Genomic DNA, 20,483 nt, shown 5'->3' on the forward strand with positions numbered 1-20,483 from the left:
ATGATTGATCTGGTTCTGAAGAAATCCAAGGAGCGCTCCCTTCTGCGCCGCCATCCGTGGGTCTACGACACGGCGGTTCAAAAGGTGGTTCTCGACTCCAAGAAGACTGCTCCCGCAAGCGGCGAGACTGTTCGCGTCGTCTCTTTCGACGGCCGTTTCCTCGCTTGGGCAGCCTATTCGCCCGAATCGACTATCCGCGCACGCTGCTGGTCCTTCAAGGAAGAGGAGGTGATCGATGCCTCTTGGTTCGAGAGGAAGCTTCGTCACGCCGTCGAGGCTCGTGCCTGTCTGCGTGACCGCACGAGTGCCGTGCGTCTCGTTTTCGGCGAGGCGGATGGTCTGCCCGGCCTGATCGTCGACCAGTACGCCGACTGCCTCGTGACTCAGTTCCAGTCTGCAGGCGTTGAGGCTCATCGCGAGCTGATTGCCGACCTGCTGATGGAGATCACGGGTGCGAAGACGATCTTCGACCGATCCGACGCGGCCACGCGCCAGCGTGAGGGTCTGTCGATCCGCAGCGAACTGCTGCGCGGCGAAGAGCCGCCTGCCGCGATTGAAGTCGTGGAAGACGGCGTGCGTTATGGCGTTGACGTGCGCGTCGGTCACAAGACCGGCTTCTATGTCGACCAGCGTGAAAGCCGCCTGACGGCCCAGAAGGTCGCGGAGGAGTTCCGCCGCGTCCACGGCAGGGGCATGCGCGCGCTCAACTGTTTCTGCTATACGGGCGGCTTCTCTCTTGCACTCCTCAAGGGCGGTGCGGCCGAAGTCGTCTCCGTTGACTCCTCTCAGGAGGCCCTCGACATGGCCGCCGCCAATGCCAGGCGCAATGGTTTTGAGGGTGACTGCGCCAAGTTTGTCTGCAAGGACGTCTTCACGTATTTGCGCGAGCTTCGTGATGCGGGCGAAAAGTTCGATCTGGTGATTCTCGATCCTCCGAAGTTCGCCTCGAACCATCGCCATGTCGAACGCGCGGCCCGTGCCTACAAGGACATCAACCTCAACGGTCTGAAGCTCCTTTTGCCCGGCGGCCAGCTCTTCACGTTCTCGTGCTCGGGCGCGGTGGACGTCGATCTCTTCCAGAAGATCGTTGCGGGCGCCGTTTTTGACGCCAAGGTGGACGCTTGGGCCGTCGGCCGCTTCGGCGGCGGCATTGACCACCCGCTTCTGATGACCTACCCCGAAGGCGAATACCTGAAGGGACTTCATCTCCTGGTGAGGCCTTGAGGCGTAGACTGATTGCATGCATAACCACGGGCTCGCCCGTGGTTGGTTCGTTATTGACGAGGATAAAAAAATGATGGTTGAAGAACAACAGCCGGACATTCCGGTGACGATTCTTACGGGTTTTCTCGGTGCCGGCAAGACGACGCTGCTGAATCGCATCCTCAGCGAGAACCACAACTACAAGATCGCCATTGTCGAAAATGAATTCGGCAAGGAGAACATCGACACGGATCTGCTTGTTCAGACGGACAGGGAACAGATTGTGAACATGAACAACGGCTGCGTCTGCTGCACGATCCGCGGCGACCTGTCCAAGGTTCTCACTGATCTGCGCCTGCGTCGCAGCAGGGGCGAGATCAAGTTCGACTACGTCGTCATCGAGACTAGCGGCGTTGCCAATCCTGGCCCCGTCGCCCAGACCTTCTTCATGGACGATGCCGTCGCCGCCTTCTTCCGTCTTGACGGCGTGGTGACGGTCGTCGACTGCAAGCACGGTTCCGCCACGCTTGACGAGGAGGCCGCTGCGCGCGATCAGGTCGGCTTTGCAGACCGAATCCTGCTTTCGAAGACGGATCTCTGCACGGCCGAGGAAGTTGCGGCCATGGAGCAGCGTCTTCGTCAGATGAACGCCCGCGCCCCGATCCGCCGCGTCAACATGGGCGAATGCCCTGTTGACGAAGTGCTTAACATCACGGGCTTCAACATGAACGACGTGCTTGATGTTGATCCTGCGTTCTTCAACAACGATCATCACATGCACCATCACAACGACGACATCCACTCGTTTGTGTATGAGTCCGATCGACCGTTCAATCCGATGAAGCTCGAACGCTACATCGCTTCGCTCACGAGCGTCTACGGTCAGGACATGCTTCGCTACAAGGGCGTTCTCTATCTGAGCGGCACCGACCGCCGAGTCGTCTTCCAGGGCGTGCACATGCTTGCCGTGAGCGACGTGCTTGATACGTGGGGAGACCGTAAGCCCTTCTCGAAGATTGTGTTCATCGGGCGCAATCTTCCCGAGGAGGCCATCAAGCGCGGCCTCGCCACCTGTTTGGACTAGAAGCGTGGAGCAGGTGCGGGATTGACTCTCAGGGAAGTTACTGAAATAAAACGGCCTTGGGCAGTTGGCAAAGGGTCTAGTTTTCCTGTATAAAGCCATATTTCTGACGGCCGCACCGCTTTGTTCGGCCACACAATGCCAATCTAAATACAAAGACGAGAAGTTATGGGCACGACTAAACTTTTGACGGTTGACGAGCTCCTGAAGATGTCGGAAGACGACTACATGGATGAGCGCCAGCTTGCATTTTTCAAGAACCGCCTTCAGACGATGGAAGCGGAGCTTCGTGCAAATGCTGATCAGACGACGGTGAATCTTCGCGAAACGACGGTTGTGCCCGATCCGGCCGACCGCGCCACGATCGAAGAGGAGCACGCGCTTGAACTGCGTACCCGTGACCGCGAGCGCAAGCTTCTGAAGAAGGTTCAGGCTGCGATCAAGCGCATCGACGACGGCGAATACGGCTATTGCGAGGAAACCGGTGATCCCATCGGCGTCGCCCGTCTGCTCGCCCGCCCGACCGCCACGCTTTCTCTCGAGGCCCAGCAGCGTCGCGAACTCAAGCAGAAGCTCTACGGAGACTGATGCTGCGGGGAGTCAACCCTGCTGGATGCGCCCGAAACCCGGGCGCTCCCATGAACTCGGCAATCGTTGTCCGTAAAATGACGGACGGTTGCCGAGTTTTTTGTATTTGCGACTCGAACAGAAGGAAACCTATGCCGAAGTTGTGGCTATTTGATCTCGATGACACGCTCTTTGAGGCGTCGGGCGGCATGCTCCACAAGATTCATCTGCTGATGAACGAATACATGTGCAGAGAGCTCGGCATGGAATGGGAGGAGGCTTCGGCTCTTCGCCGGCACTACTGGAGCGTTTACGGCGCCACGTTCCTGGGGCTCTGGAGGCATCATGGCATCGATCCCCGGGACTTCCTGAGCTTTGCGCACGATTTTGATCCGCGTCTCTACATCCAATTCAGTGGATGTCCCGCAGAGGACGTGAAGAGGCTTCCCGGACGCAAGGTCGTCTTTACGAACGGTCCGCGCAACTATGCCCGGGCCGTGCTTGAAGCGCTGGAGCTTGACCATGTTGTGGACGGCCTGGTGGCCAGCACTGACATGCATGCGCTGGGCCAATGGCGTCCGAAGCCGAGTCGCCTGATGTTTCTGATGACGTGCCGGCGCTGGGGCGTTTCTCCCGCCGACACGGTCTTTGTTGACGACAGTCCGATGAACCTCATGGCTGCGCACGCCGAGGGGATCCGGACGGTCTGGTGCACGGGGTACCGCAAGAAGAACGGCAAGCTTGCCAACCGCATCGTGCGTCCCTGTGCGGACTTTACGATCGGGCACATCAGGGAGCTTTCCCGCCTTCAGTTCGGAACGCCGGACGACAGAATTTTTAGCAATGGGTGTTTGAATGTTCTCACGCATCGCCGCAGCCTATGCGCTGCTTGACGGGGTACGCCGTCTTCTGGTGAACCTTCTCTTTCTCCTGACGCTCGTCACGCTGGCGGTCGTCTTCTGGGTGGCCTCGGAGGCGCCGAACCTGCCCAAGGGAACGCTTCTTCGCATTGACCTGGTCGGAGAAGTGAAGGAGAGCGGTCCTGCAGAGCCGTCGTTCATGCTGTCCATGTTCGGGCAGGATTCCTTTGAAGAGAATACGAGGCTTGCGGACGTCGTTGATGCGCTCGACAGGGCGGCGCATGACGACCGCATCGCGGGCGTCGTGCTTCGTGTCGACGATCTGGCGGGAGCGGGCATGGCCTCCATTCGTGAAATCGGAGCCGCGATTGACCGCTATCGTCAGACGAGCGGGCATCAGGTCTGGACATGGAGTATTTCGTACACGCAACCGCAGTATCTGGTCGCGGCGCATGCCGATCACGTCGGCATTCATCCGATGGGGGATGCCATCGTCAAGGGGCTTTCCGCCACGACGTTCTACTGGGGACCGCTTCTGAACGCTGCGGGGCTTGAGGTCGAGGTGCACAAGGCGGGCGCCTTCAAGAGCGCTCCCGAGATCTTTACGTCGGGCAGGCCTTCGGCGGAAAGTCTTGCAGCCCAGAAGAGTTACATGGACGACGCTTGGGCGGGGCTTGTGAGCCGTCTCGAGGCTCGTCGTGGTCTGGTCAACGGCACGGTCGAGAAGTTCATCGCCGGGATTGCGAAGGACGGAACGGCGGAAAAGTCGCTCTCCGTTTTCTTCAGGGAGGCGGGACTCATCGACGAGCTTGAGACGCGAGATGCCTATCTTCAGAAGCTTGCCGACAAGTATGCAGGCGGTCAGGTGAAGGACCTCAAGGCCATTGACGCCACGGCCTATCTGGCCGCGACAGAGACCGTTTCTGCGGGAGACACAGTGGCCGTCCTCATTGCGGAGGGTGAGATCACGGGCATGCCCGAGCTTGGTGGCATGACGCCCGACGGCATCAATGGCGTGATCGATGAAATTCAGACGGATCCCAAGGTCAAGGCCCTCGTCGTGCGCGTCAACAGTCCCGGCGGTGATGCGGTTGCGGCGGAACTGATTCGTGCTCGTCTGGTTGAGTACAAGAAGAAGACGGGGAACCCTGTCATCATCTCGATGGGCGACACCGCGGCTTCCGGCGGCTACTGGATCGCCACGGCGGGGGACCGCATTGTGGCGGATCCGCTTTCCATCACGGGCTCGATCGGCGTCTTTGCGATGAGCGTGCACGCCGAGGGACTTCGTGAGGAGCTGAAGGTGGGACGCGGCGGCTACCGCACGACGCCGCTTGCGGACTTCGGCAATCCTGCTGCGGCGCCCGGCGATGTGGAACGCAGACTCATCGAGGGAGGCGTAAGCCGTACGTACGCGGACTTCAAGAAGCTGGTGGCCGAGTCCCGCGGCATGTCCGTTGAGGAGGTCGAGCGCGTCGCCCAAGGCCGCGTCTGGACGGGTGCTCAGGCCGTCAAGTTCGGTCTGGCGGATGCTCAGGGCGGAATGGATGAGGCCCTGAAGCTTGCGTGCCGTGAGGCGAAGCTGCCGGCCGAAACTGCATCCGTGCTGTGGGAGCCTGTCGACACGTCCTGGCGGGGGGCGCTGCGTGCGTTCCTGCAGAGCAGGGCGGGGGCGGCCGTGGGAAAGGTCCTCGAGGTGAGGCAGGCGCTTGATGCGCTTGCCGCTCAGTCGAACCGACCGCTGGCCTGGGCTCCGTTCGAGCCGACGCTGTAAACTTACGCTTTCCCGAGACTTCAGCACTGTAGAAGAAAGAACATCATGACGGATGCCGTCGAAGTTACGCTCTCCCATCGACGCACGAAGGGAGAGCGCCGCCAGAAAGTCCTGCAGCACCTTGCAGGCATGCTCAACGAAGCAACGCTTGAAAAGATCACCACAGCGCGCATTGCCGAGGTGATGGACATCAGCGAGGGCCTTCTTTACCGCTACTTCAAGAACAAGGCGGACATGTTTGACTCACTGATCGATTTTGCCGAGGAAAGCCTGATGGGGCTGACGGGGCAGATCCGTGCGTCGGAGGGCATGTCCGGCCTCGATCAGGTGAGGGCCAGCGTGAATGTGATGCTGCAGTTTGCCGACGCCAATCCCGGCATCACGCGAGTCATGACGGGGCAGGTTCTCATCTACGAGGATCCCAGGCTCATCGAACGCGTCAGCCGACTGCATCTCGCCCTTGAGGCGGGGCTGAAGCTGAGTTACCGCACGGCCGTTGCCGAAGGTGCGCTTCCTGCCGATTTCGATGCGTCCGGCAGGGCGTCCCTCCTGATGGCGTCCGTGCTCGGCCAGTGGCAGCGTTTTGTGCTGACGGGCTTCAAGGTGCGCCCCGGGCTCAAGAGCAGCTCCGATACGGAGCTCTTCTTGAAGCCTTGAGCAGGGAGACAGAAGATGGAAAAAGGAGGTCGCGGATAGTTTCGCGGCCTCCTTTTTTGGTCAGTGCGACTTAGTTTTCGGTCTTGGCGTCTTCAGCTTTGTCAGCTTTGGCGTCCTCGGCCTTCTTCTCCATCTTGGAGGCCTTGGCTCGATCAGCCTTGAGCTTTTCGGCCGCCGCTTCGGCCTTGAGCTTCTTCACCAGGTCGCGGGACTTGCCGCGGTACTTGGATTCGGCCACGGGCTTGTTCTTGAGGAAATTGACGGCCTGCTGGAGCTGCCAGTCCTTGTCGTCGCCGAACATGTACTGGTAGTCGGGGATTTCGCCTTCCTCGTCATCGTAGGGCAGATCCTTGAGCAGGTCCTTCTCATCCTTATTTTCATCCTGATTGATCAGGTGGTGCGTGAGGTCGGCCTCGCGGATCTGGAAGGAGGGGTAGTTGCCCTTCGGAGTGTCGTCGACATAGATGTCGGGGATGATGCCCTTGGCCTGAATCGAGCGGCCCGACGGCGTGTAGTAGCGTGCTGTCGTGAGCTTCACGGCGACGGTCTTGTCTCCGAACTTCATCGGCATGATGGTCTGCACGGAGCCCTTGCCGAAGGAGCGGTCGCCCATGATGGTCGCGCGCTTGTGGTCCTGCAGGGCGCCCGCCACGATTTCGGAGGCGGAGGCGGACGAGGAGTTGATCAGGACGACGATGGGCACCTTCTTTGCGACAGGCGTCAGGTCGGAGAGCGCCCTGACGGCGTTGCCCGCGCGGTAGTCGGCTTCGACCGCCTTGAAGGTGTAGTCGGACTGCGCCTGACGTCCCTTCGTGGAAACAACGTCGGAGCCCTTCGGCAGGAAGGCGGCGGAGACGCCGATGGCTGCCTGGAGCAGGCCGCCCGGGTCGTTGCGCAGGTCAAGCACGAGGCCTTCGAGATGACCGTCCTTGGCCAGTTCGTCGAGATACTTCGAGAGATCCTCGGCCGTGCGCTCCTGGAACTGTGAGATGCGGATGTAGCCCACCTTTTCGTCGAGCTTCTTCATTTTGACGGACTGCGTCTTGATGAGGGCTCGGACGAGCGAGAAGTTGAGCGGCTTGTTGGCGCCTTTGCGGGCCACGACGAGCTCGATCTTGGTGTTGGGCTGACCGCGCATGAGCTTGACGGCCGCATTGAGGGACATGTCCGCCACCGACTTGCCGTCGATGCGCGTGATGATGTCGCCTGCACGCATGCCTGCGCGTGCGGCGGGCGTGTCGTCGATCGGGGAGATGACGCGAACGCCCGCGGGGTCCTTCGTCACTTCAAGCCCGAGGCCGCCGAAGGAGCCCTGAGTGCTTTCAGTCATGTCCTTGTAGCCCTCGACGTCGAGGAAGCTCGAGTGAGGATCGAGACCGCTCACCATGCCGTCGACGGCGGACTGAAGGAGCTTGGCGTCTGAGACGTCGTCAACGTAGAAGTCCTTGATCGCATTGAAGGCGCTCGTGAACTGGCGGATCTCTGCAAGGGGCAGGGGCGCGGCCGACTGTTTTTCGGCGTACGCGGTAATGCCGACGGTGGAGAGGACGCCGGCGCAGATGCCTGCGCACAGCAGGGTGACGGATCGAAGCTTGTGCATGATGATTTTTAGGTGCCCGACTGGAGAGGAGGGCTTCCTCATGGGGCGGGATGGGTTACGGTTTCAGCCAGGGCTGGGGATTGATCGGCTTGCCCTTGTAGCGGAGCTCAAAGTATAAGCCCGGCTCGCCAAGGCCTCCCGAAATGCCTACGGAACTAATTGTTTCGCCTTGTTTGACGGTGTCGCCCACGTTCGTGAAGATCGATTCATTGTTGCCATAAATCGACATATATGTATTGCCGTGGTCGATGATGATGAGGTTGCCGAAGCCGCGAAGCCAGTCGGAGAAGACGACCTTGCCGGCTGCGCAGGCGGAAACCTCCGAGCCTTCCTGTGCCCGGAACTGCATGCCCTGCCAGGTGGTGCCCGGCTGATCCTGACGCTCGGTGCCGAAGCGGCCGACCACGGTGCCCTTGACGGGACGGGTCAGGCGTCCCTTGAGCTTGCCGAAGCTGCCGACCTGCGGCGCATAGGAGGCGTTCTGCTTTTTGGACGGCGGGCGGATGGCCTGCTTTTTGGCGACCTGCTCCGCCTGACGGCGTTCCTTTTCGAGGCGCGCGTCGATTGCGGCCACAAGTGAACTCAGGCGCGCCTGATCCTTCTTGAGCTTGTCGATGCGGGCCTGACGCGACTTGATCTCGGACTGAAGCTTGCCGTAGGCTTGCTGGCGCTCCTGCTTCTCCTTGAGAAGGGACTTGCGCTCCTTTTCCTCCTCCTGTTGGATGCGTGCGAGCTCGTGGTGCTGCTTGAGGTGTTTTTCGGAGAGGTTGCGGATGTTGCTCTGACGCTCTTCAAGATCGTCGATAGCCGCCTGCTGCGTGCGGGCCAGATACTCGAGCTTGCCCTTGTCACTGGCGAGCGTGCTCGGGTTGATGCCTCCGATCAGGTTCTGCCAGTGGCTTCGCCTGCTGTTGATGTACTGAGCCTTGGCGATCTGGGCGACGGTGTTTTCAGCGTCCTTGAGATTGTCGGCCACGTTGTTGCCGCTCTTGCGGAGCTTGGCTAGCTCGTCCTCGACCCCGCGCTTTTCCTCGCGAAGGTCGCGAAGCTTTCGGTTGGCCTGCGAGATGGCCTGATCGGCGGTCTTGAGCGCCTGGCTGGCCTCCTCGCTGCGCGCTTCGCGTGCATCGAGCTCGGCCTGCAGGCTCTGCAGCTTCTGCTCGATGTTGGCGCGCTGGCCCTCGACGCGCTTCTTTTCCTGGGCAGCCTTCTGCTGGGCGGAGGCGGCAAGCGCGTCCGAGCCGTCGTGCATCGGGGAGAGCCACAATGCGCCGGCAAGGCAGGCGGTGCAGAGGAATTTCAGACGGAAGGGCTTCACGGTGCGAAGTACGGCGTGGATCGGCTAGGCAAAAACAAAAGCAAAACAAAAGGAAAGTTCGCGCTTTCCATGATGCTCATCATAGCGGCAAAAGAGCCCGATGAGTGTGCATCTCGTCTACAATCATTGGATTCGCCTCTGCTCCGGCGGCACTCGTCAGAGTGCGGGGATCAGGGGGCTTCCGATCCATAATCGAACGCAATAAACATGTCGCAGTTTCTCATTGACAACAGCCTGCTGATCGTCGTGATCGCGGTTTCCGTCCTCGGTCTTCTCATTCCCGTCATCAACACCCGCCGCTACGCTCCCGAAGTCTCGCCCGCTCAGGCGACCGAGCTCATCAATCGCCAGGGTGCCCAGATCGTCGACGTCCGCAAGGCGGCCGACTTCGCGAAGGGACACATCGCCAACAGCCGCAACATTCCCGCCGACCAGATCCAGAACGAATTCGGCAAGCTCAAGCGCGAGCGCCCCGTGATCCTCGTTGACCAGACCGGCGCGGGCTCCCGTCCCGTCGCCCGACTGCTTCGCGGCGTGGGCTTCCAACGGGTGACCATCCTCGAGCGAGGCATCGTCGGCTGGCTGCAGGCCAAGATGCCGCTTGAATAATTCGAAATCATCCCCATATCCAAATAAAGTGCCTGACGAAAGGGTTCGCCGGGCATTCTCGTCAGTTGTTTAATTCCGGTTGCCCGCGAGGCCGCCGGGCAAGGAATCCAAAATGGCAGAAAACGAAAACGCCCAGCACCAGGATAATCAGCAGCCCCAGCAGGAAGCCGCTCCGGAACCCGTGTTCCAGCTTCAGCGCTGCTACCTCAAGGACGCCTCCCTTGAAATGCCGCATGCTCCTGAAATCCTTCTGCAGGCCCAGCAGGAACAGCCGCAGGTCGACATCAAGTTTGAAGTCAGCCAGAAGACGGTTGCCGAAGCCCTTTACGACGTGACCGTCCGCGGCACCATCACGGTCAAGGCCGCCGACAAGGTGATTATCCTCGTCGAAGGCACGCAGTCTGGTCTTTTCGCCATCCACGGCATTCCGGTCGAGGCCCTGCAGCATGTCACGAATGTCGTCTGCCCGGCCATGGTCTATCCGTACCTCCGCGCCAACCTCGCCGACCTGATGAACCGCGCCAATGTTCCGCCGGTCCATCTGCCTGAAGTGAACTTTGAAGTTCTTTACCAGCAGCGTCTCGCCCAGGCTCAGGCTGAAGCCGAAGGCGCCGCTCAGGCCTGATCGGTACTTTGATTCGCCGGCGAAAGGCAGCCTTCGGGCTGCCTTTCGTTTTTTCAGGTGTTGGCGAGCAGGCGTTCTTAAGCAAAATGCGGCGGGTGATGTTGGTACAATGGAAAGACTGTTCAAAAATTGTTCGACTCCGAATTTGCCAAGCAGCCCCGCCTTGCCGCATTTGAGTCGGAGCCGCTCTCGGGATTGAAAAAAATGACTCAAAGCATCCGCATTATTTTGGTCGATGACCACACGCTGTTTCGCAGCGGTGTCAAGGCCCTTCTTCAGAGGCAGCCTGACTTCGAGGTGATTGGCGAGGCCAGCGACGGTCTGGAAGGCGTCAAGCTTGTCGAACAGCTGGATCCTGACGTTGTTCTGCTTGACGTGGACATGCCGAGCATGAACGGCTGCGAGGCCATGGCCCAGATTCATGAATCCCATCCCGGCCTGGCGGTTCTGATGCTCACGGTGAGCGAGGACTGCGAGACCCTCGCGGAATGCCTGCGTCTGGGCGCCCGCGGTTATCTGCTCAAGAAGATCGATCAGGACTACCTGCTTCGCGCCATTCGCTCCGCCTACAACGGCGAAAGCATCATTGCGCCGCAGATGATGACGAAGTTCGTCAACCGCTTTGCCGATCCTGAACCGCGTAACGCGCAGGACATGGAAATGACGGCGCTCACGCGTCGCGAACGCCAAACGCTCGCCTGGCTTGCCCGCGGCGTCTCCAACAAGGAGATCGCCCGCGCCATGAATCTTGCCGAAAGCACGGTCAAGGTCCATGTTCAGAGCTGCCTGCGCAAGCTAGGCCTTTCGAGCCGTGTTCAGGCCGCCATCTACGCGGTCGAGCACGGTCTCGACAAGGAACTCGACTGATGCAGGCAGGCTGACGCCTGCTGTACCGCTCAAGAGAAAGGGCGCCCGCGTGGGATGCCCTTTTTTCTTGTCCGATTCTTGGACGGCGGGTTCAGATGCCGCCGTCGTAGCCGTTCTGACGCCATGCCTCAAAGACGGTGACGGCAACGGCATTGCTCAGGTTGAGGCTGCGGTTCTTCGGCCGCATAGGCAGGCGGATGCGCTGCGCCTCGGGGAAGGAGTTGCGGATGCCTTCGGGAAGGCCGGAGCCTTCGCAGCCGAAGACGAACCAGTCGCCCGGCGTAAAGCTCGAGTCCGCAAACGGATGCGAGCCGTGCGTCGTCATGGCGTACATGCAGGAGACGTCGGGATGCTCGGACTCGAGAAACGCCTCCCACGATTCGTGGATGCGGATCGTCGCGTACTCGTGATAGTCGAGCCCCGCGCGCTTCATGTGCTTGTCGTCAAGGGAGAAACCGAGCGGCTTCACAAGGTGAAGCGTGCAGCCCGTGTTGGCGCAGAGGCGGATGACGTTGCCCGTGTTGGGCGGAATTTCGGGATGAACCAGAACGACGTTGAACATGTTGGAGACTATTCCGAATAGTGGGCCTGCTCAAGAGTCTGACGCATCTTCTGGATGGCGAGCTTCTCGATCTGGCGGATGCGCTCTGCCGAGACGCCGAACTCGTTGGCAAGTTCCTGCAGCGTGACGGCCTTGCTGTTGCCTTCCTTGTCGAGATTCAGGTAGCGGGCCGTGATGATGCGGCGGCTGCGCTCGTCGAGCGAGCGCAGGGCCATCTGCAGGCCTTCGCCTTCAAGGCGCTGGTGCTCCTTTTCCTCGAGGATGGCTTCGGGTTCGTCGCTTTCGCGCGTGAGCCAGTCGGACGGGGTGAACGCGTTGTCGGAATCGTCGTCGGCGTTCGAAGGCGTGTCGAGGCTCGTCTCCTGACCGTAGAGGCGCTCCTCCATCTCGAGGACCTCCTTGGGCTTGACGTCGAGCGCGAGCGCGATGTGTTCGGCCTGACTGTTGGTGAGGGCCGTCTGAGGATCCTCCTTCATCTGGCGCAGATTGAAGAAGAGCTTGCGCTGGTTCTTCGTGGTGGCGAGCTTGACGATTCGCCAGTTGCGGATGATGTATTCCTGAATTTCCGAGCGGATCCAGTGCACGGCAAAGGTCATCAGGCGAGCGCCGCGGTCCGGATCGTAGTGGCGGATGGCCTTCATGAGGCCGATGTTGCCTTCCTGAATGAGGTCCGCATAGGGCAGGCCGTATCCGAGAAAGCCTCGGGCGATCGAGATGACTAGGCGGAGATGGCTGAGAATGAGCCGCTGGGCGGCCTCCACGTCACCGTCGTCGCGAAGACGGACGGCCAGGGACCGTTCCTCCTCGGGCGTCAGGATCGGAGCACGCTCGGCTGCGTGCATGAAGGCTTCGAGGTCTCCGAGCGGACCGACGAGCGCCGGTACGGAGGGTGCCTTGTATGCGACGAGGGCTGTGCCTTTGGGTTTCTCAGTCATTTGTGGGTGAGTCGGAGCCGAAAATTCGGAAAAGACTGTATGGTAGCACCGATCGGCGCGCCCAATCCGGAAAAAAATCGTATGCTCGGTCTCTCGAAACAGGGTCAGCGGCGGGCCTTTCGCCAGGCGTCCTGAGCCGAAAGAAGGGCGATGATGTAGCCGATCAGGCTGCAGATGATCACGAAGCCAGCGCACCAGTCGACGGGAGGAAGCGCAAGCGCGAGCTCGACCTCGTAGAGGCGGGCGACGGTGGCTATCGGGTGGCCGAGGACTGCGAGGCCTGCGTACGTGATGGCAATGGCGCCGAGGCTTGCCGACATCATCAGGATGAAGCCGCGCCAGGCGATCGGACGCATGGCGAAGGACGGAGAGGCGCCGAAAAGATAGAGGGCCTTCATCTGCGGCTGAACGGAAAGAGTCGTGAGCCTGATGGAGGCGGCGACAACCAGCATGACGAGCGTGAGCACGACGATGCCGAGGCAGAGGAGGCCAAGACGCGCCGCGTTGGAGAGCGCGTCGAGCTTTTCGCGCCAGTCGGTCTCGTAGGCGAGCATGTCCACGCCCTCGATCTTTTCGATGCGGCCTGCGGCGGCGTCGACGCCTGCGGGCGAGGTGCTGCTGCTGACGGTGGCGATCAGGATGTCGGGAAGGGGATTGTGCTTGACCGCCTTGTCCTTGAGCCCGAGATGTTCATTCAGGCTTCGGATGGCCTCGTCCTTGGGCACGAGCGAGACGCGCTCGATGGTTTCGATTTCGGCCACGGCTTTGGAGAGCTTCTCCATGTCCGTGCCCGACTTCGTGAAGACGGTGATTTCGACGGAAGTCGGAATCTGCCTGATGGGCTCGGCGAGCTCGTAGAAGATCGTCGAGATGAAGAGCGGAATGGAAAGCGCAAGCGCCGACAGGAAGGTCGCGAGCGAGAAGAGGCTGAAGTTCTGGCGGAAGCCCCTGAAGGTTTCCTTGAGCGCCCAGGCGCGCGAGGAGGCGTAGCTCATGCGGCGCCTCCCCTGTTGGACGCGGAGAGCGTGATTTCGCGCGAACGGCAGCCCTCCGGCGTCAGATGCTGGTGCGTGGCGGCGACGACGGTGACGCCCGCGAGGGCAAAGGCGCTCAGAAGGTTGATGAGCGTCTGGGCGTTCGTCTTGTCGAGGTGCGTCGCGGGCTCGTCGGCAAGGATGAGCACGGGACGGTTGACGACGGCGCGGGCCAGACAGGCGATCTGGCGTTGGCCAGCTGAGAGGCTCGAGGGACGAAGGTCGGCGAGATCAGCGGCGCCGCACTTGTTGAGGGCCAGAAGCGCCCTGCGGCGCGCTTCCTGTGCCGTTTCGTCCGCTGCGAGCGCAGGCAACATGACGTTTTCGAGAACGGTCCTGTCCTCAAGTAGAAGCTCCTCCTGCATCATGAGGCCCATGGAGCGCCTGAGCCATCGGCGCTGGGCCTCGTCGAACTCGTCAATGCGGTCTCCCGCAACGACGACTTCGCCCTTCGTCGGGTCGATGAGACCGGCGAAGAGCCTGAGGATGGTGCTTTTGCCGCACCCCGTGCTGCCGTGAATGACGACGAATTCGCCGCGTCCGACTTCAAGACTGAGGTCGTCGATGACGGCATGACCGTCGTAGACGACGCTCACGCCGTTCAGCTGCAGGAGGGGTGCTTCGGTTTCGGACATGAGACCTCTCAGAAGGTGGTCACGGTGATCACGCGGCCGACCTTCTTCCAGTCATCCGCCTCCTGCTGAAGCATGTAGGCGGTGAGGGGATGCTGTTCAAGCCAGGTGCGGTCGATGGCGATGTTGAGCACCGAGTTGTTGAGGCTGCGGGTGATCGTGATGAGCGGAAGCGGCGCGGGCTTGCGGGCATGCGCGAAGATGACGGCAAGGCGCATGGCGAGCACCTGACGGGTGTTGGCTTGGGACTTGAGGAAGTCTTCGGCCTTGCCGAGGCCGCCTCGCTGGGCGAGGATCAGCTTAGCCATGTACTGTTGGTCGGTGCGCGTGAATCCGGGCAGGTCCGCATTGCTCACGATGTATTCGCCGTGGCGGTGGTAGCGGCTCGTCGAGATCGTCGTGCCGACTTCATGCATGAGCGCGGCCCAGCGCAGGCGCTTGAGGGCGGCGGGATCGATGCCGGGGTCGAGCATGCGGAGGAATTCAACGGCGTAGCCTGCGACGATGTCGGCTTGCTCGCGGGACACGCCGCAGGTGCGGATGATCGCGTCGACGCTGATGTCGCGGGTGTCGCGGTTCTGGACGATGCCGAGCTGTTCGTAGAGAAGACCCACGCGAAGGGCGCCGCTGGCGGGACGCATGGACTTGATGCCTGCGGTGCGGTAGACGGCGGTGAGGACGGCATAGCCGCCAGCGATGACTTCGCGGCGGTCGGGCTTGAGGCCGGGGAACTGGATGTTGTTGATGTTCCCGGCGCGAAGCAGAAGCGCGCGGATCTTTTCAAGATGCTCGGGCGTGACTTCGCCGTCGCTCCAACCCTGCGCAACGCAGATGTCGGAAACGGCGCCGAAGGTGCCGGCGGAGCCGTAGGCTTCGTCGAACTTGGTGTCGTTGAACTTGTGCTCGCCTTCGCTGAACTCGGCGCAGCAGGCGACGATTGCCTTGTCGAGCTTTTCGGCGGTGATGACGCCGTCGGCGAAGAACTTCATCGACGTGTTCACGCAGCCGACGTGGTAGCTCTCGTATTCCTGGGCCTCAAGGTCCTGGCCGACGACGAACTCCGTACTCGCGCCGCCGATGTCGACGACGAGACGGCGCTTGTCGGACGGGGGCAACGTGCGTGCACAGCCCTTGAAGACGAGGCGGGCCTCTTCGTGGCCGCTCAGAATGCCGATGGGATAGCCGAGCGCAGCTTCAGCCTTGGGAAGGAATTCGGAGGAGTTCGCGGCCTCGCGCAACGCCTGCGTGCCGACGGCACGCACCTGGGTGGCGGGAAGGCCTGCGAGCTTTTCGTGGAAGCGGCTCAGTGCGGCGAGTGCCTTCTCCTGCATCTCGGGCGTGAGGGCTCCGTTCTTGTCGAAGCCCGCGGCCATGCGAATGGTTTCCTTCCAGTAGCTCTGAGTGACGATGCGGTCGCCGTCAACACGGCCGATCTCTACGCGGAAGCTGTTGCTTCCAAGATCAACTGCACCTAAAAGCATCTTGTGTGCTCCATTTTTAATTGATTATTCCGGGGCTGTAGCGGGAGTGTTGGGATCGAGTCCGACGAGCGCATTGGCGAACTGCACCGCATTGAAGGGCTGCAGGTCGTCGATGGCTTCGCCCACGCCGATGAAGTAGATCGGCAGGGGATTTTCGGGACGCATTTGTGTAATGGCGACGAGCACGCCGCCCTTGGCGGTGCCGTCGAGTTTCGTGACGATGAGGCCGGTCAGGCCGACCGCGGCGTCGAAGGCCTTCACCTGGGTAAGCGCGTTCTGACCATTGGTGCCGTCGACGACGAGAATCGCCTCGTGCGGAGCGCCGGTCATGGCCTTGTCCTGGGCGCGGCGGATTCGGCGCAACTCTTCCATGAGGTTGATCTGGGTGGGCAGGCGGCCGGCGGTGTCGGCGATGACGACGTCGGTGCCGCGCGCCTTGCCTGCGCTCACGGCGTCGAAGACGACTGCGGCAGGATCGCCGCCCTGCTGGGCGATGACTTCGATCTGGTTGCGGTCGCCCCAGACGGCGAGCTGTTCGCGGGCGGCGGCTCGGAACGTGTCGCCTGCGGCGAGTAGGACGCTCTTGCCGCGCTGGCTCAGGTACTTGGAGATCTTGCCGATGGAGGTGGTCTTGCCTGCGCCGTTGACGCCCGTCATCATGATGACGAGGGGATGCGCCTGCTCGATGTCGAGCTCGCGCTGCGCCGGCGCGAGCATGCGGGCGATTTCATCTCGAAGTGCAAGGCGAACTTCGTCCTGCGTTTTGAGGCCCTTGAGCTTAATGGTGTCGCGCAAACGTTGTAGGATACGAGTCGACGCCTGCACGCCGACGTCGGCCGTGATCAGTGCGTATTCGAGCTCTTCAAGAAAGTCGTCGTCGATCACGCCGCCCGAAAACAGGCCGACGATATTGACGCGCGTTCTGGCAAGACCATTTTTTAATCGGGAAAACCATCCCTCGGAAGATCCAGTCATATTTCTCTAATGGCAGTTCGAAAGAATTCAAGGCGCCTGGGCGCAAGTAACTCAAGTTTAGCAACGCCCGCGCCCGTTCGGGGAGCGGGAAGCGTACGAATTGTGTCAGGCAAGTGGAAGCGCAGCGTCGTTCCCGTTGCTTGTGCCGAAGGGCTTCGCCCCACTTCCGAGCGGGTGAGGGAGACCGTCTTCGACTGGCTCACGCACCTCTTCGGAACCCTCGAGGGATGCGATGCGCTCGACATGTTTGCCGGTTCCGGCGCCATGGGGCTGGAGGCCGCGAGCAGGGGTGCGGATTACGTCGACTGGCTTGATATCCATCGTCAGGGCATTGCGGGAATCCGCCAGGCGCTCACGCGACTCGGTGCCGACGATCACAAGCAGGCGCGCGTGGCCGATGCCTTCCGCTTTCTGCAGGACGCGCCCCGAAGCTATGACGTGATCTTCATCGATCCGCCCTTCAGTCTCGACATGCAGGTGAAGGCCGCACGCGCCGCGTTCGGGGCGCTCAAGGAAGAGGGCCTTCTCTACGTGGAGTCGCCGACGGAGCTGCTCTCCGACGAGGCGCTCGAGTCCCTCGGCGTCGTCCGCGTGCGCTCGGGCAGTGCGGGCGCCGTGCGCTTCGAGCTGCTTGCCAAAGCGGGAAGCGGCATGGCGGGGCTCGTACGCCTGTCCAAGGAAGAGAAGAGGAGCAGGAAATGACGACGGCAGTCTATCCGGGTACGTTCGATCCCATGACGAACGGGCACGTTGATCTCGTGAGGCGCGCCTCCCGCATCTTCGATCATGTGGTGGTGGGCGTTGCGGAAAGTCGCAAGAAGCGTCCGATGCTTTCGCTCGAAACCCGCGTGGCTCTTGCCCGCGGGATCTGCAGGGAGTTCGAAAACGTGACGGTGCAGCCCTTCGACGGGTTGCTCAAGGACTTCGTCGCCGCCTGCGGTGCAGGCGTGATTATTCGCGGCGCGAGGGCCGTGAGTGACTTTGAGTATGAATTTCAAATGGCTGGCATGAACCGGCAGCTGATGCCGGACGTCGAGACGATCTTTCTGACGCCTTCGGATCAGTACCAGTTCGTGAGTGGGACCTTCGTCAGGGAGATTGCACAGCTCTCGCCGAAGGATGCGGCCCGCTTCGTGACGCCCGAGGTGCTCGAGGCACTGATTGAGGCATGCGCTGACAAGAAGGAGTAGATGATGGCGCTGATGATTACTGACGAATGCATTTCCTGCGGCGTCTGCCTGCCGGAATGCCCCAACGAGGCCATTGTGGAGGACAACGGCGTCTTTCGCATCCGCGGCGGCCGCTGCACGGAGTGCGCGGGCTTCTTTGACGAGCCCAAGTGCAGGGAGCTTTGCCCTGTGAGCGAGTGCATCGTGCCCAATCCCCGCCGTCCTGAAACAAGGGAGATGCTGCTTGAAAAGCATCGCCGCCTCGAGCTCAGAAAGCGGGTGGAGGCGGCGATGAAGGTGACGGGCTTGTAACGTTCGTCAGACGGGGTTGCGAGCGTCGGAGTTTTCCGGCGCCTTTTCTTTGCCGATGAATTCATTCGCCCAGTCGGGAAGCTCGATGTCGGGCAGCCTGAACTCGGGGAGGCTGAAGTCCTCGGTGTTGAATTCGGGGAGCTTCAGCTCGGACGCATCGAGGTTGTTCCACCAGTTTTCAAGTCCCTGACGGAGGCGGTCCTTGAAGTTGCCGGCCGTCCAGGGTAGCTCGCCGACGTGTTCGCGGGCGGAGGCGTGGGCGGCCGTCCAGTCTGGCGTCCAGAGGACGGGGTCGGCCTGGATGCGGGCGGGCATCGTGAAGAAGGCGGAGCCATTGTCGGTGGTGAAGTCGACGCGGCCGTCGATGTGTCCGTAGGCGCCCGTGAAGGCGGCCTTCCAGTTCGAGCCTTCGGCCGAACCGTTCCTGACGGTCCAAGCGCCGCCGTTGAGGGAGAGTTCGCAGGATAGCGCGGTGAAGGCCGTGCGGCTTGCGCGCAGGAAGGCGCTTGTGGGAAGGGCCTCGGGCTGGACTTCACGCATGATTTTCGAGGCCTGCTCGAGGTCGGCGCCGAGGAACTCGCCGTCGCGTGCCTCAAGCCTGACTTCGGCGACGCTCTTCGAGGCGTCCTTGAGCTGCCCGGAGGCGTCGAGCGATCCCGAGAGAGGACCGCTCAGGATGGAGGGGAGAAGGTCTCCTGCGTCAACGCCGCTCCACTGGCTGCGGATGTGCCAGGTGCCGTCTGCGGCAAGGTCGGCGTCGAAGGGAACGGGCGCGGAGGGAAGCTTCAGGCTGCCGTCGACCACGTAGGCCTTGCCTGCGGCGGTGACGAGACGTCCGGTCGCTTCATGCCTGCCTGCATGGGGAGACTTGAGCATGACGTTGAAGTCCACGGCCGACTCGACGTCCTTGAGGAGCGTTTCGGAGGACATCAGGCCGACGGCTGTCTTGAGGGCGATTTCTCCAAGGGATACGCGTCCCGTGAGACGGGGGATTGCCGCAAACTTGTGCGGGAAGAATGCACGGTCGGCCGTGAAGGGCACGGCGTTCGAGACGGACAGGTCCAGCGTAACGGGCGTGCCCTGAAGAGTGCCGTCGAATTCGGCGCGTCCCTCGCCCGAAGAGGCGTTCCAGAGAAGGCTGCCCGTAAGGGAGCCGGCATTCGAGGCGGTCGTTGCGCCTGCGGCCCTTTCGCTTGCGGCGACCGTGATGGACGGAGCCTCGAGGCGACGTGCACCGAAGTCGGCTTTGAGGGCCGAGGAGGCGGAAAGGGTCAGGGAGCCTTCGGGGGACATGACGGTGAGGGCCGTCGTCAGGACGGGGGTGTCAAGCGTGTGCCTGTCGAGCGTGACGGCGGGGGAGGAAAGCTCGAGCAGCGTCTCTTCACCGCGCTTCAGGGAGGCGGCGACATTGGAGAGCGAGGCGTTTTCGCGCGTCAGTGCGATCCTGTCGGCGTGCCCTGCGAATTCGGTGCGGCGGCCGCGGACTTCACCCTTGAAGGAGGCGTCGAGCTGTTCGGTTCTGGCTTCAAGAAGGCCTCGGGACCAGTCGGTGATGCCGCGGAGTTCGGCGCTGCCGAGCATTTCGGGAAGCTTGATGACGCCGTTGAGGCTGTAGGCGGCACCCGCTTCGCTCAGGTTGCTGATCGAGACGGAGGCGTTGTTGACGTATGCCCAGGGTTCGGGTCCCGTCAGGGGATCGGAGAAGTAGACGGCGCCCCTGTGAACGACGAGGTGGTCGACGTTGAAGGCAAGCGGCTTGACCGTGCCTTCGATCCAGGCGCGAACGTCTTCGGGAGACGTGTTGCCGAAGGTGAGCGAGCCGTCGGCGGTCGTGATCTCGGAGATGCGGGGGCTGCGCGTGAAGAGTGCAAGCGGATGAAGCCTGATCGTGGCGGAGGGCACGCTGCCGCGGACGGCGCCGTCGGCGCTGGTGAGAACGGCGTCCTTGACGGTGAACTTCAGGCTCGGCAGGCGGGTGTCGATGTGCAGTTTGGCCATTTCGATCTTCAGCCCGAGATGATGCGAGAGCGTGTTGGCCAGACGGGCGGAGACGCGTTCGGGCGTGATGAAGACGTAAAGGCCGGCGACGAGCACCAGCAGGAAGAAGGCGAGCGTGGTGAGGGCAAGCAGGAATGAGCGCACATAGCGCATGGCGGAATCCTCTCTTTGAGTCTTTGCGCGAACAAGTGTGCCACAAAAGAAATGGGGACGGGCGCAGGCCC

At 61.7% G+C, this 20,483-nt stretch carries 21 protein-coding genes; 12 read left to right on the forward strand and 9 right to left on the reverse strand.

Translation table 11 applies throughout. From position 1 onward, the window contains the following. From HMPREF3036_RS02015 to slmA, 6 genes are all read left to right on the forward strand, one after another. The gene (locus HMPREF3036_RS02015) at positions 1-1,224 is read left to right on the forward strand and encodes a class I SAM-dependent rRNA methyltransferase (protein WP_062331122.1); all 1,224 of its coding nucleotides are present in this window, start codon (positions 1-3) and stop codon (positions 1,222-1,224) included. Between the two features lie 70 nt (positions 1,225-1,294). Beyond that, positions 1,295-2,287, forward strand: a complete 993-nt coding sequence (locus HMPREF3036_RS02020; protein WP_038006334.1) for a CobW family GTP-binding protein — start codon at positions 1,295-1,297, stop codon at positions 2,285-2,287. Between the two features lie 165 nt (positions 2,288-2,452). Continuing rightward, the gene (dksA, locus tag HMPREF3036_RS02025) at positions 2,453-2,872 is read left to right on the forward strand and encodes an RNA polymerase-binding protein DksA (RefSeq protein ID WP_005434006.1); all 420 of its coding nucleotides are present in this window, start codon (positions 2,453-2,455) and stop codon (positions 2,870-2,872) included. Positions 2,873-3,003: 131 nt separating this feature from the next. Next, positions 3,004-3,744, forward strand: a complete 741-nt coding sequence (locus HMPREF3036_RS02030) for a pyrimidine 5'-nucleotidase (RefSeq protein ID WP_005434004.1) — start codon at positions 3,004-3,006, stop codon at positions 3,742-3,744. Then, on the forward strand, positions 3,707-5,485 hold the full coding sequence (gene sppA, locus HMPREF3036_RS02035) for a signal peptide peptidase SppA (protein WP_062331125.1): 1,779 nt from the start codon (positions 3,707-3,709) through the stop codon (positions 5,483-5,485). Before HMPREF3036_RS02030 ends, sppA begins: the two co-directional genes overlap by 38 nt. A 45-nt stretch (positions 5,486-5,530) precedes the next feature. After that, positions 5,531-6,142, forward strand: coding sequence for a nucleoid occlusion factor SlmA (gene slmA, locus HMPREF3036_RS02040; RefSeq protein ID WP_005433996.1), 612 nt, complete (start codon positions 5,531-5,533; stop codon positions 6,140-6,142). 70 nt (positions 6,143-6,212) lie between these two features. On the opposite strand, the gene HMPREF3036_RS02045 is transcribed toward slmA, so the two are convergent. Continuing rightward, positions 6,213-7,742: a S41 family peptidase gene (locus HMPREF3036_RS02045; RefSeq protein ID WP_062331128.1), complete on the reverse strand. Its 1,530-nt coding sequence runs from the start codon at positions 7,740-7,742 to the stop codon at positions 6,213-6,215. A gap of 55 nt (positions 7,743-7,797) precedes the next feature. Then, positions 7,798-9,060 carry a murein hydrolase activator EnvC family protein gene (locus HMPREF3036_RS02050; RefSeq protein ID WP_005433994.1) on the reverse strand — a complete coding sequence of 421 codons (1,263 nt, stop codon included), beginning with the start codon at positions 9,058-9,060 and terminating at the stop codon, positions 7,798-7,800. Positions 9,061-9,267: 207 nt separating this feature from the next. On the opposite strand from HMPREF3036_RS02050, the gene HMPREF3036_RS02055 reads away from it, so the two are divergent. From HMPREF3036_RS02055 to HMPREF3036_RS02065, 3 genes are all read left to right on the forward strand, one after another. Beyond that, on the forward strand, positions 9,268-9,669 hold the full coding sequence (locus tag HMPREF3036_RS02055) for a rhodanese-like domain-containing protein (RefSeq protein WP_005433992.1): 402 nt from the start codon (positions 9,268-9,270) through the stop codon (positions 9,667-9,669). A gap of 112 nt (positions 9,670-9,781) precedes the next feature. Then, entirely contained in the window at positions 9,782-10,294 is a 513-nt protein-coding gene (gene secB / locus HMPREF3036_RS02060; RefSeq protein ID WP_005433990.1) for a protein-export chaperone SecB, read from the forward strand. A 204-nt stretch (positions 10,295-10,498) separates the two neighbouring features. After that, positions 10,499-11,161 (forward strand): response regulator, encoded by a 663-nt coding sequence (locus tag HMPREF3036_RS02065; protein WP_038006433.1) that lies wholly within the window; start codon positions 10,499-10,501, stop codon positions 11,159-11,161. A 91-nt stretch (positions 11,162-11,252) separates the two neighbouring features. Here HMPREF3036_RS02065 and trmL read toward each other — a convergent pair whose 3' ends face one another. The 6 genes from trmL to ftsY all read right to left on the reverse strand — a co-directional run bounded on the left by trmL (position 11,253) and on the right by ftsY (position 16,780). Continuing rightward, positions 11,253-11,723, reverse strand: coding sequence for a tRNA (uridine(34)/cytosine(34)/5-carboxymethylaminomethyluridine(34)-2'-O)-methyltransferase TrmL (gene trmL, locus HMPREF3036_RS02070; protein ID WP_005433986.1), 471 nt, complete (start codon positions 11,721-11,723; stop codon positions 11,253-11,255). An 8-nt stretch (positions 11,724-11,731) separates the two neighbouring features. After that, complete coding sequence (gene rpoH, locus HMPREF3036_RS02075; RefSeq protein ID WP_005433985.1) at positions 11,732-12,658, reverse strand: RNA polymerase sigma factor RpoH; 927 nt, start codon at positions 12,656-12,658, stop codon at positions 11,732-11,734. A gap of 104 nt (positions 12,659-12,762) precedes the next feature. Continuing rightward, positions 12,763-13,653, reverse strand: a complete 891-nt coding sequence (locus HMPREF3036_RS02080) for a cell division protein FtsX (protein WP_005433983.1) — start codon at positions 13,651-13,653, stop codon at positions 12,763-12,765. Next, positions 13,650-14,327, reverse strand: coding sequence for a cell division ATP-binding protein FtsE (locus HMPREF3036_RS02085; protein ID WP_005433981.1), 678 nt, complete (start codon positions 14,325-14,327; stop codon positions 13,650-13,652). The genes HMPREF3036_RS02080 and HMPREF3036_RS02085 overlap by 4 nt, the downstream gene beginning before the upstream one ends. A gap of 8 nt (positions 14,328-14,335) precedes the next feature. After that, positions 14,336-15,805 carry a Ppx/GppA phosphatase family protein gene (locus HMPREF3036_RS02090; RefSeq protein WP_005433979.1) on the reverse strand — a complete coding sequence of 490 codons (1,470 nt, stop codon included), beginning with the start codon at positions 15,803-15,805 and terminating at the stop codon, positions 14,336-14,338. Positions 15,806-15,829: 24 nt separating this feature from the next. Further along, on the reverse strand, positions 15,830-16,780 hold the full coding sequence (gene ftsY / locus HMPREF3036_RS02095) for a signal recognition particle-docking protein FtsY (protein ID WP_005433978.1): 951 nt from the start codon (positions 16,778-16,780) through the stop codon (positions 15,830-15,832). A 102-nt stretch (positions 16,781-16,882) separates the two neighbouring features. On the opposite strand from ftsY, the gene HMPREF3036_RS02100 reads away from it, so the two are divergent. From HMPREF3036_RS02100 to HMPREF3036_RS02110, 3 genes are read left to right on the forward strand one after another with little or no spacing between them, the layout of a single operon-like run. Continuing rightward, complete coding sequence (locus tag HMPREF3036_RS02100) at positions 16,883-17,482, forward strand: RsmD family RNA methyltransferase (protein WP_197457919.1); 600 nt, start codon at positions 16,883-16,885, stop codon at positions 17,480-17,482. Next, complete coding sequence (gene coaD / locus HMPREF3036_RS02105) at positions 17,479-17,970, forward strand: pantetheine-phosphate adenylyltransferase (protein ID WP_005433975.1); 492 nt, start codon at positions 17,479-17,481, stop codon at positions 17,968-17,970. Before HMPREF3036_RS02100 ends, coaD begins: the two co-directional genes overlap by 4 nt. A gap of 12 nt (positions 17,971-17,982) precedes the next feature. Continuing rightward, complete coding sequence (locus HMPREF3036_RS02110) at positions 17,983-18,261, forward strand: YfhL family 4Fe-4S dicluster ferredoxin (RefSeq protein ID WP_369818381.1); 279 nt, start codon at positions 17,983-17,985, stop codon at positions 18,259-18,261. Positions 18,262-18,267: 6 nt separating this feature from the next. On the opposite strand, the gene HMPREF3036_RS02115 is transcribed toward HMPREF3036_RS02110, so the two are convergent. Further along, positions 18,268-20,412, reverse strand: coding sequence for an AsmA family protein (locus tag HMPREF3036_RS02115; protein WP_062331131.1), 2,145 nt, complete (start codon positions 20,410-20,412; stop codon positions 18,268-18,270). Positions 20,413-20,483 lie beyond the last annotated feature (71 nt).

Origin of the sequence: Sutterella sp. KLE1602, assembly GCF_001578585.1 — a bacterium.
Taxonomy (GTDB): Bacteria; Pseudomonadota; Gammaproteobacteria; order Burkholderiales; family Burkholderiaceae_F; genus Sutterella; species Sutterella wadsworthensis_A.

Coding starts and splice junctions, on each gene's coding strand:
- sppA (WP_062331125.1), top strand. CDS start 3,707: ATGTTCTCACGCATCGCCGCAGCCTATGCGCTGCTTGACGGGGTACGC.
- HMPREF3036_RS02015 (WP_062331122.1), top strand. CDS start 1: ATGATTGATCTGGTTCTGAAGAAATCCAAGGAGCGCTCCCTTCTGCGC.
- HMPREF3036_RS02085 (WP_005433981.1), bottom strand. CDS start 14,327: ATGTCCGAAACCGAAGCACCCCTCCTGCAGCTGAACGGCGTGAGCGTC.
- HMPREF3036_RS02115 (WP_062331131.1), bottom strand. CDS start 20,412: ATGCGCTATGTGCGCTCATTCCTGCTTGCCCTCACCACGCTCGCCTTC.
- rpoH (WP_005433985.1), bottom strand. CDS start 12,658: ATGACTGAGAAACCCAAAGGCACAGCCCTCGTCGCATACAAGGCACCC.
- HMPREF3036_RS02020 (WP_038006334.1), top strand. CDS start 1,295: ATGATGGTTGAAGAACAACAGCCGGACATTCCGGTGACGATTCTTACG.
- HMPREF3036_RS02110 (WP_369818381.1), top strand. CDS start 17,983: ATGATTACTGACGAATGCATTTCCTGCGGCGTCTGCCTGCCGGAATGC.
- secB (WP_005433990.1), top strand. CDS start 9,782: ATGGCAGAAAACGAAAACGCCCAGCACCAGGATAATCAGCAGCCCCAG.
- HMPREF3036_RS02030 (WP_005434004.1), top strand. CDS start 3,004: ATGCCGAAGTTGTGGCTATTTGATCTCGATGACACGCTCTTTGAGGCG.
- HMPREF3036_RS02055 (WP_005433992.1), top strand. CDS start 9,268: ATGTCGCAGTTTCTCATTGACAACAGCCTGCTGATCGTCGTGATCGCG.
- dksA (WP_005434006.1), top strand. CDS start 2,453: ATGGGCACGACTAAACTTTTGACGGTTGACGAGCTCCTGAAGATGTCG.
- slmA (WP_005433996.1), top strand. CDS start 5,531: ATGACGGATGCCGTCGAAGTTACGCTCTCCCATCGACGCACGAAGGGA.
- HMPREF3036_RS02045 (WP_062331128.1), bottom strand. CDS start 7,742: ATGCACAAGCTTCGATCCGTCACCCTGCTGTGCGCAGGCATCTGCGCC.
- trmL (WP_005433986.1), bottom strand. CDS start 11,723: ATGTTCAACGTCGTTCTGGTTCATCCCGAAATTCCGCCCAACACGGGC.
- HMPREF3036_RS02080 (WP_005433983.1), bottom strand. CDS start 13,653: ATGAGCTACGCCTCCTCGCGCGCCTGGGCGCTCAAGGAAACCTTCAGG.
- HMPREF3036_RS02065 (WP_038006433.1), top strand. CDS start 10,499: ATGACTCAAAGCATCCGCATTATTTTGGTCGATGACCACACGCTGTTT.
- ftsY (WP_005433978.1), bottom strand. CDS start 16,780: ATGACTGGATCTTCCGAGGGATGGTTTTCCCGATTAAAAAATGGTCTT.
- HMPREF3036_RS02090 (WP_005433979.1), bottom strand. CDS start 15,805: ATGCTTTTAGGTGCAGTTGATCTTGGAAGCAACAGCTTCCGCGTAGAG.
- coaD (WP_005433975.1), top strand. CDS start 17,479: ATGACGACGGCAGTCTATCCGGGTACGTTCGATCCCATGACGAACGGG.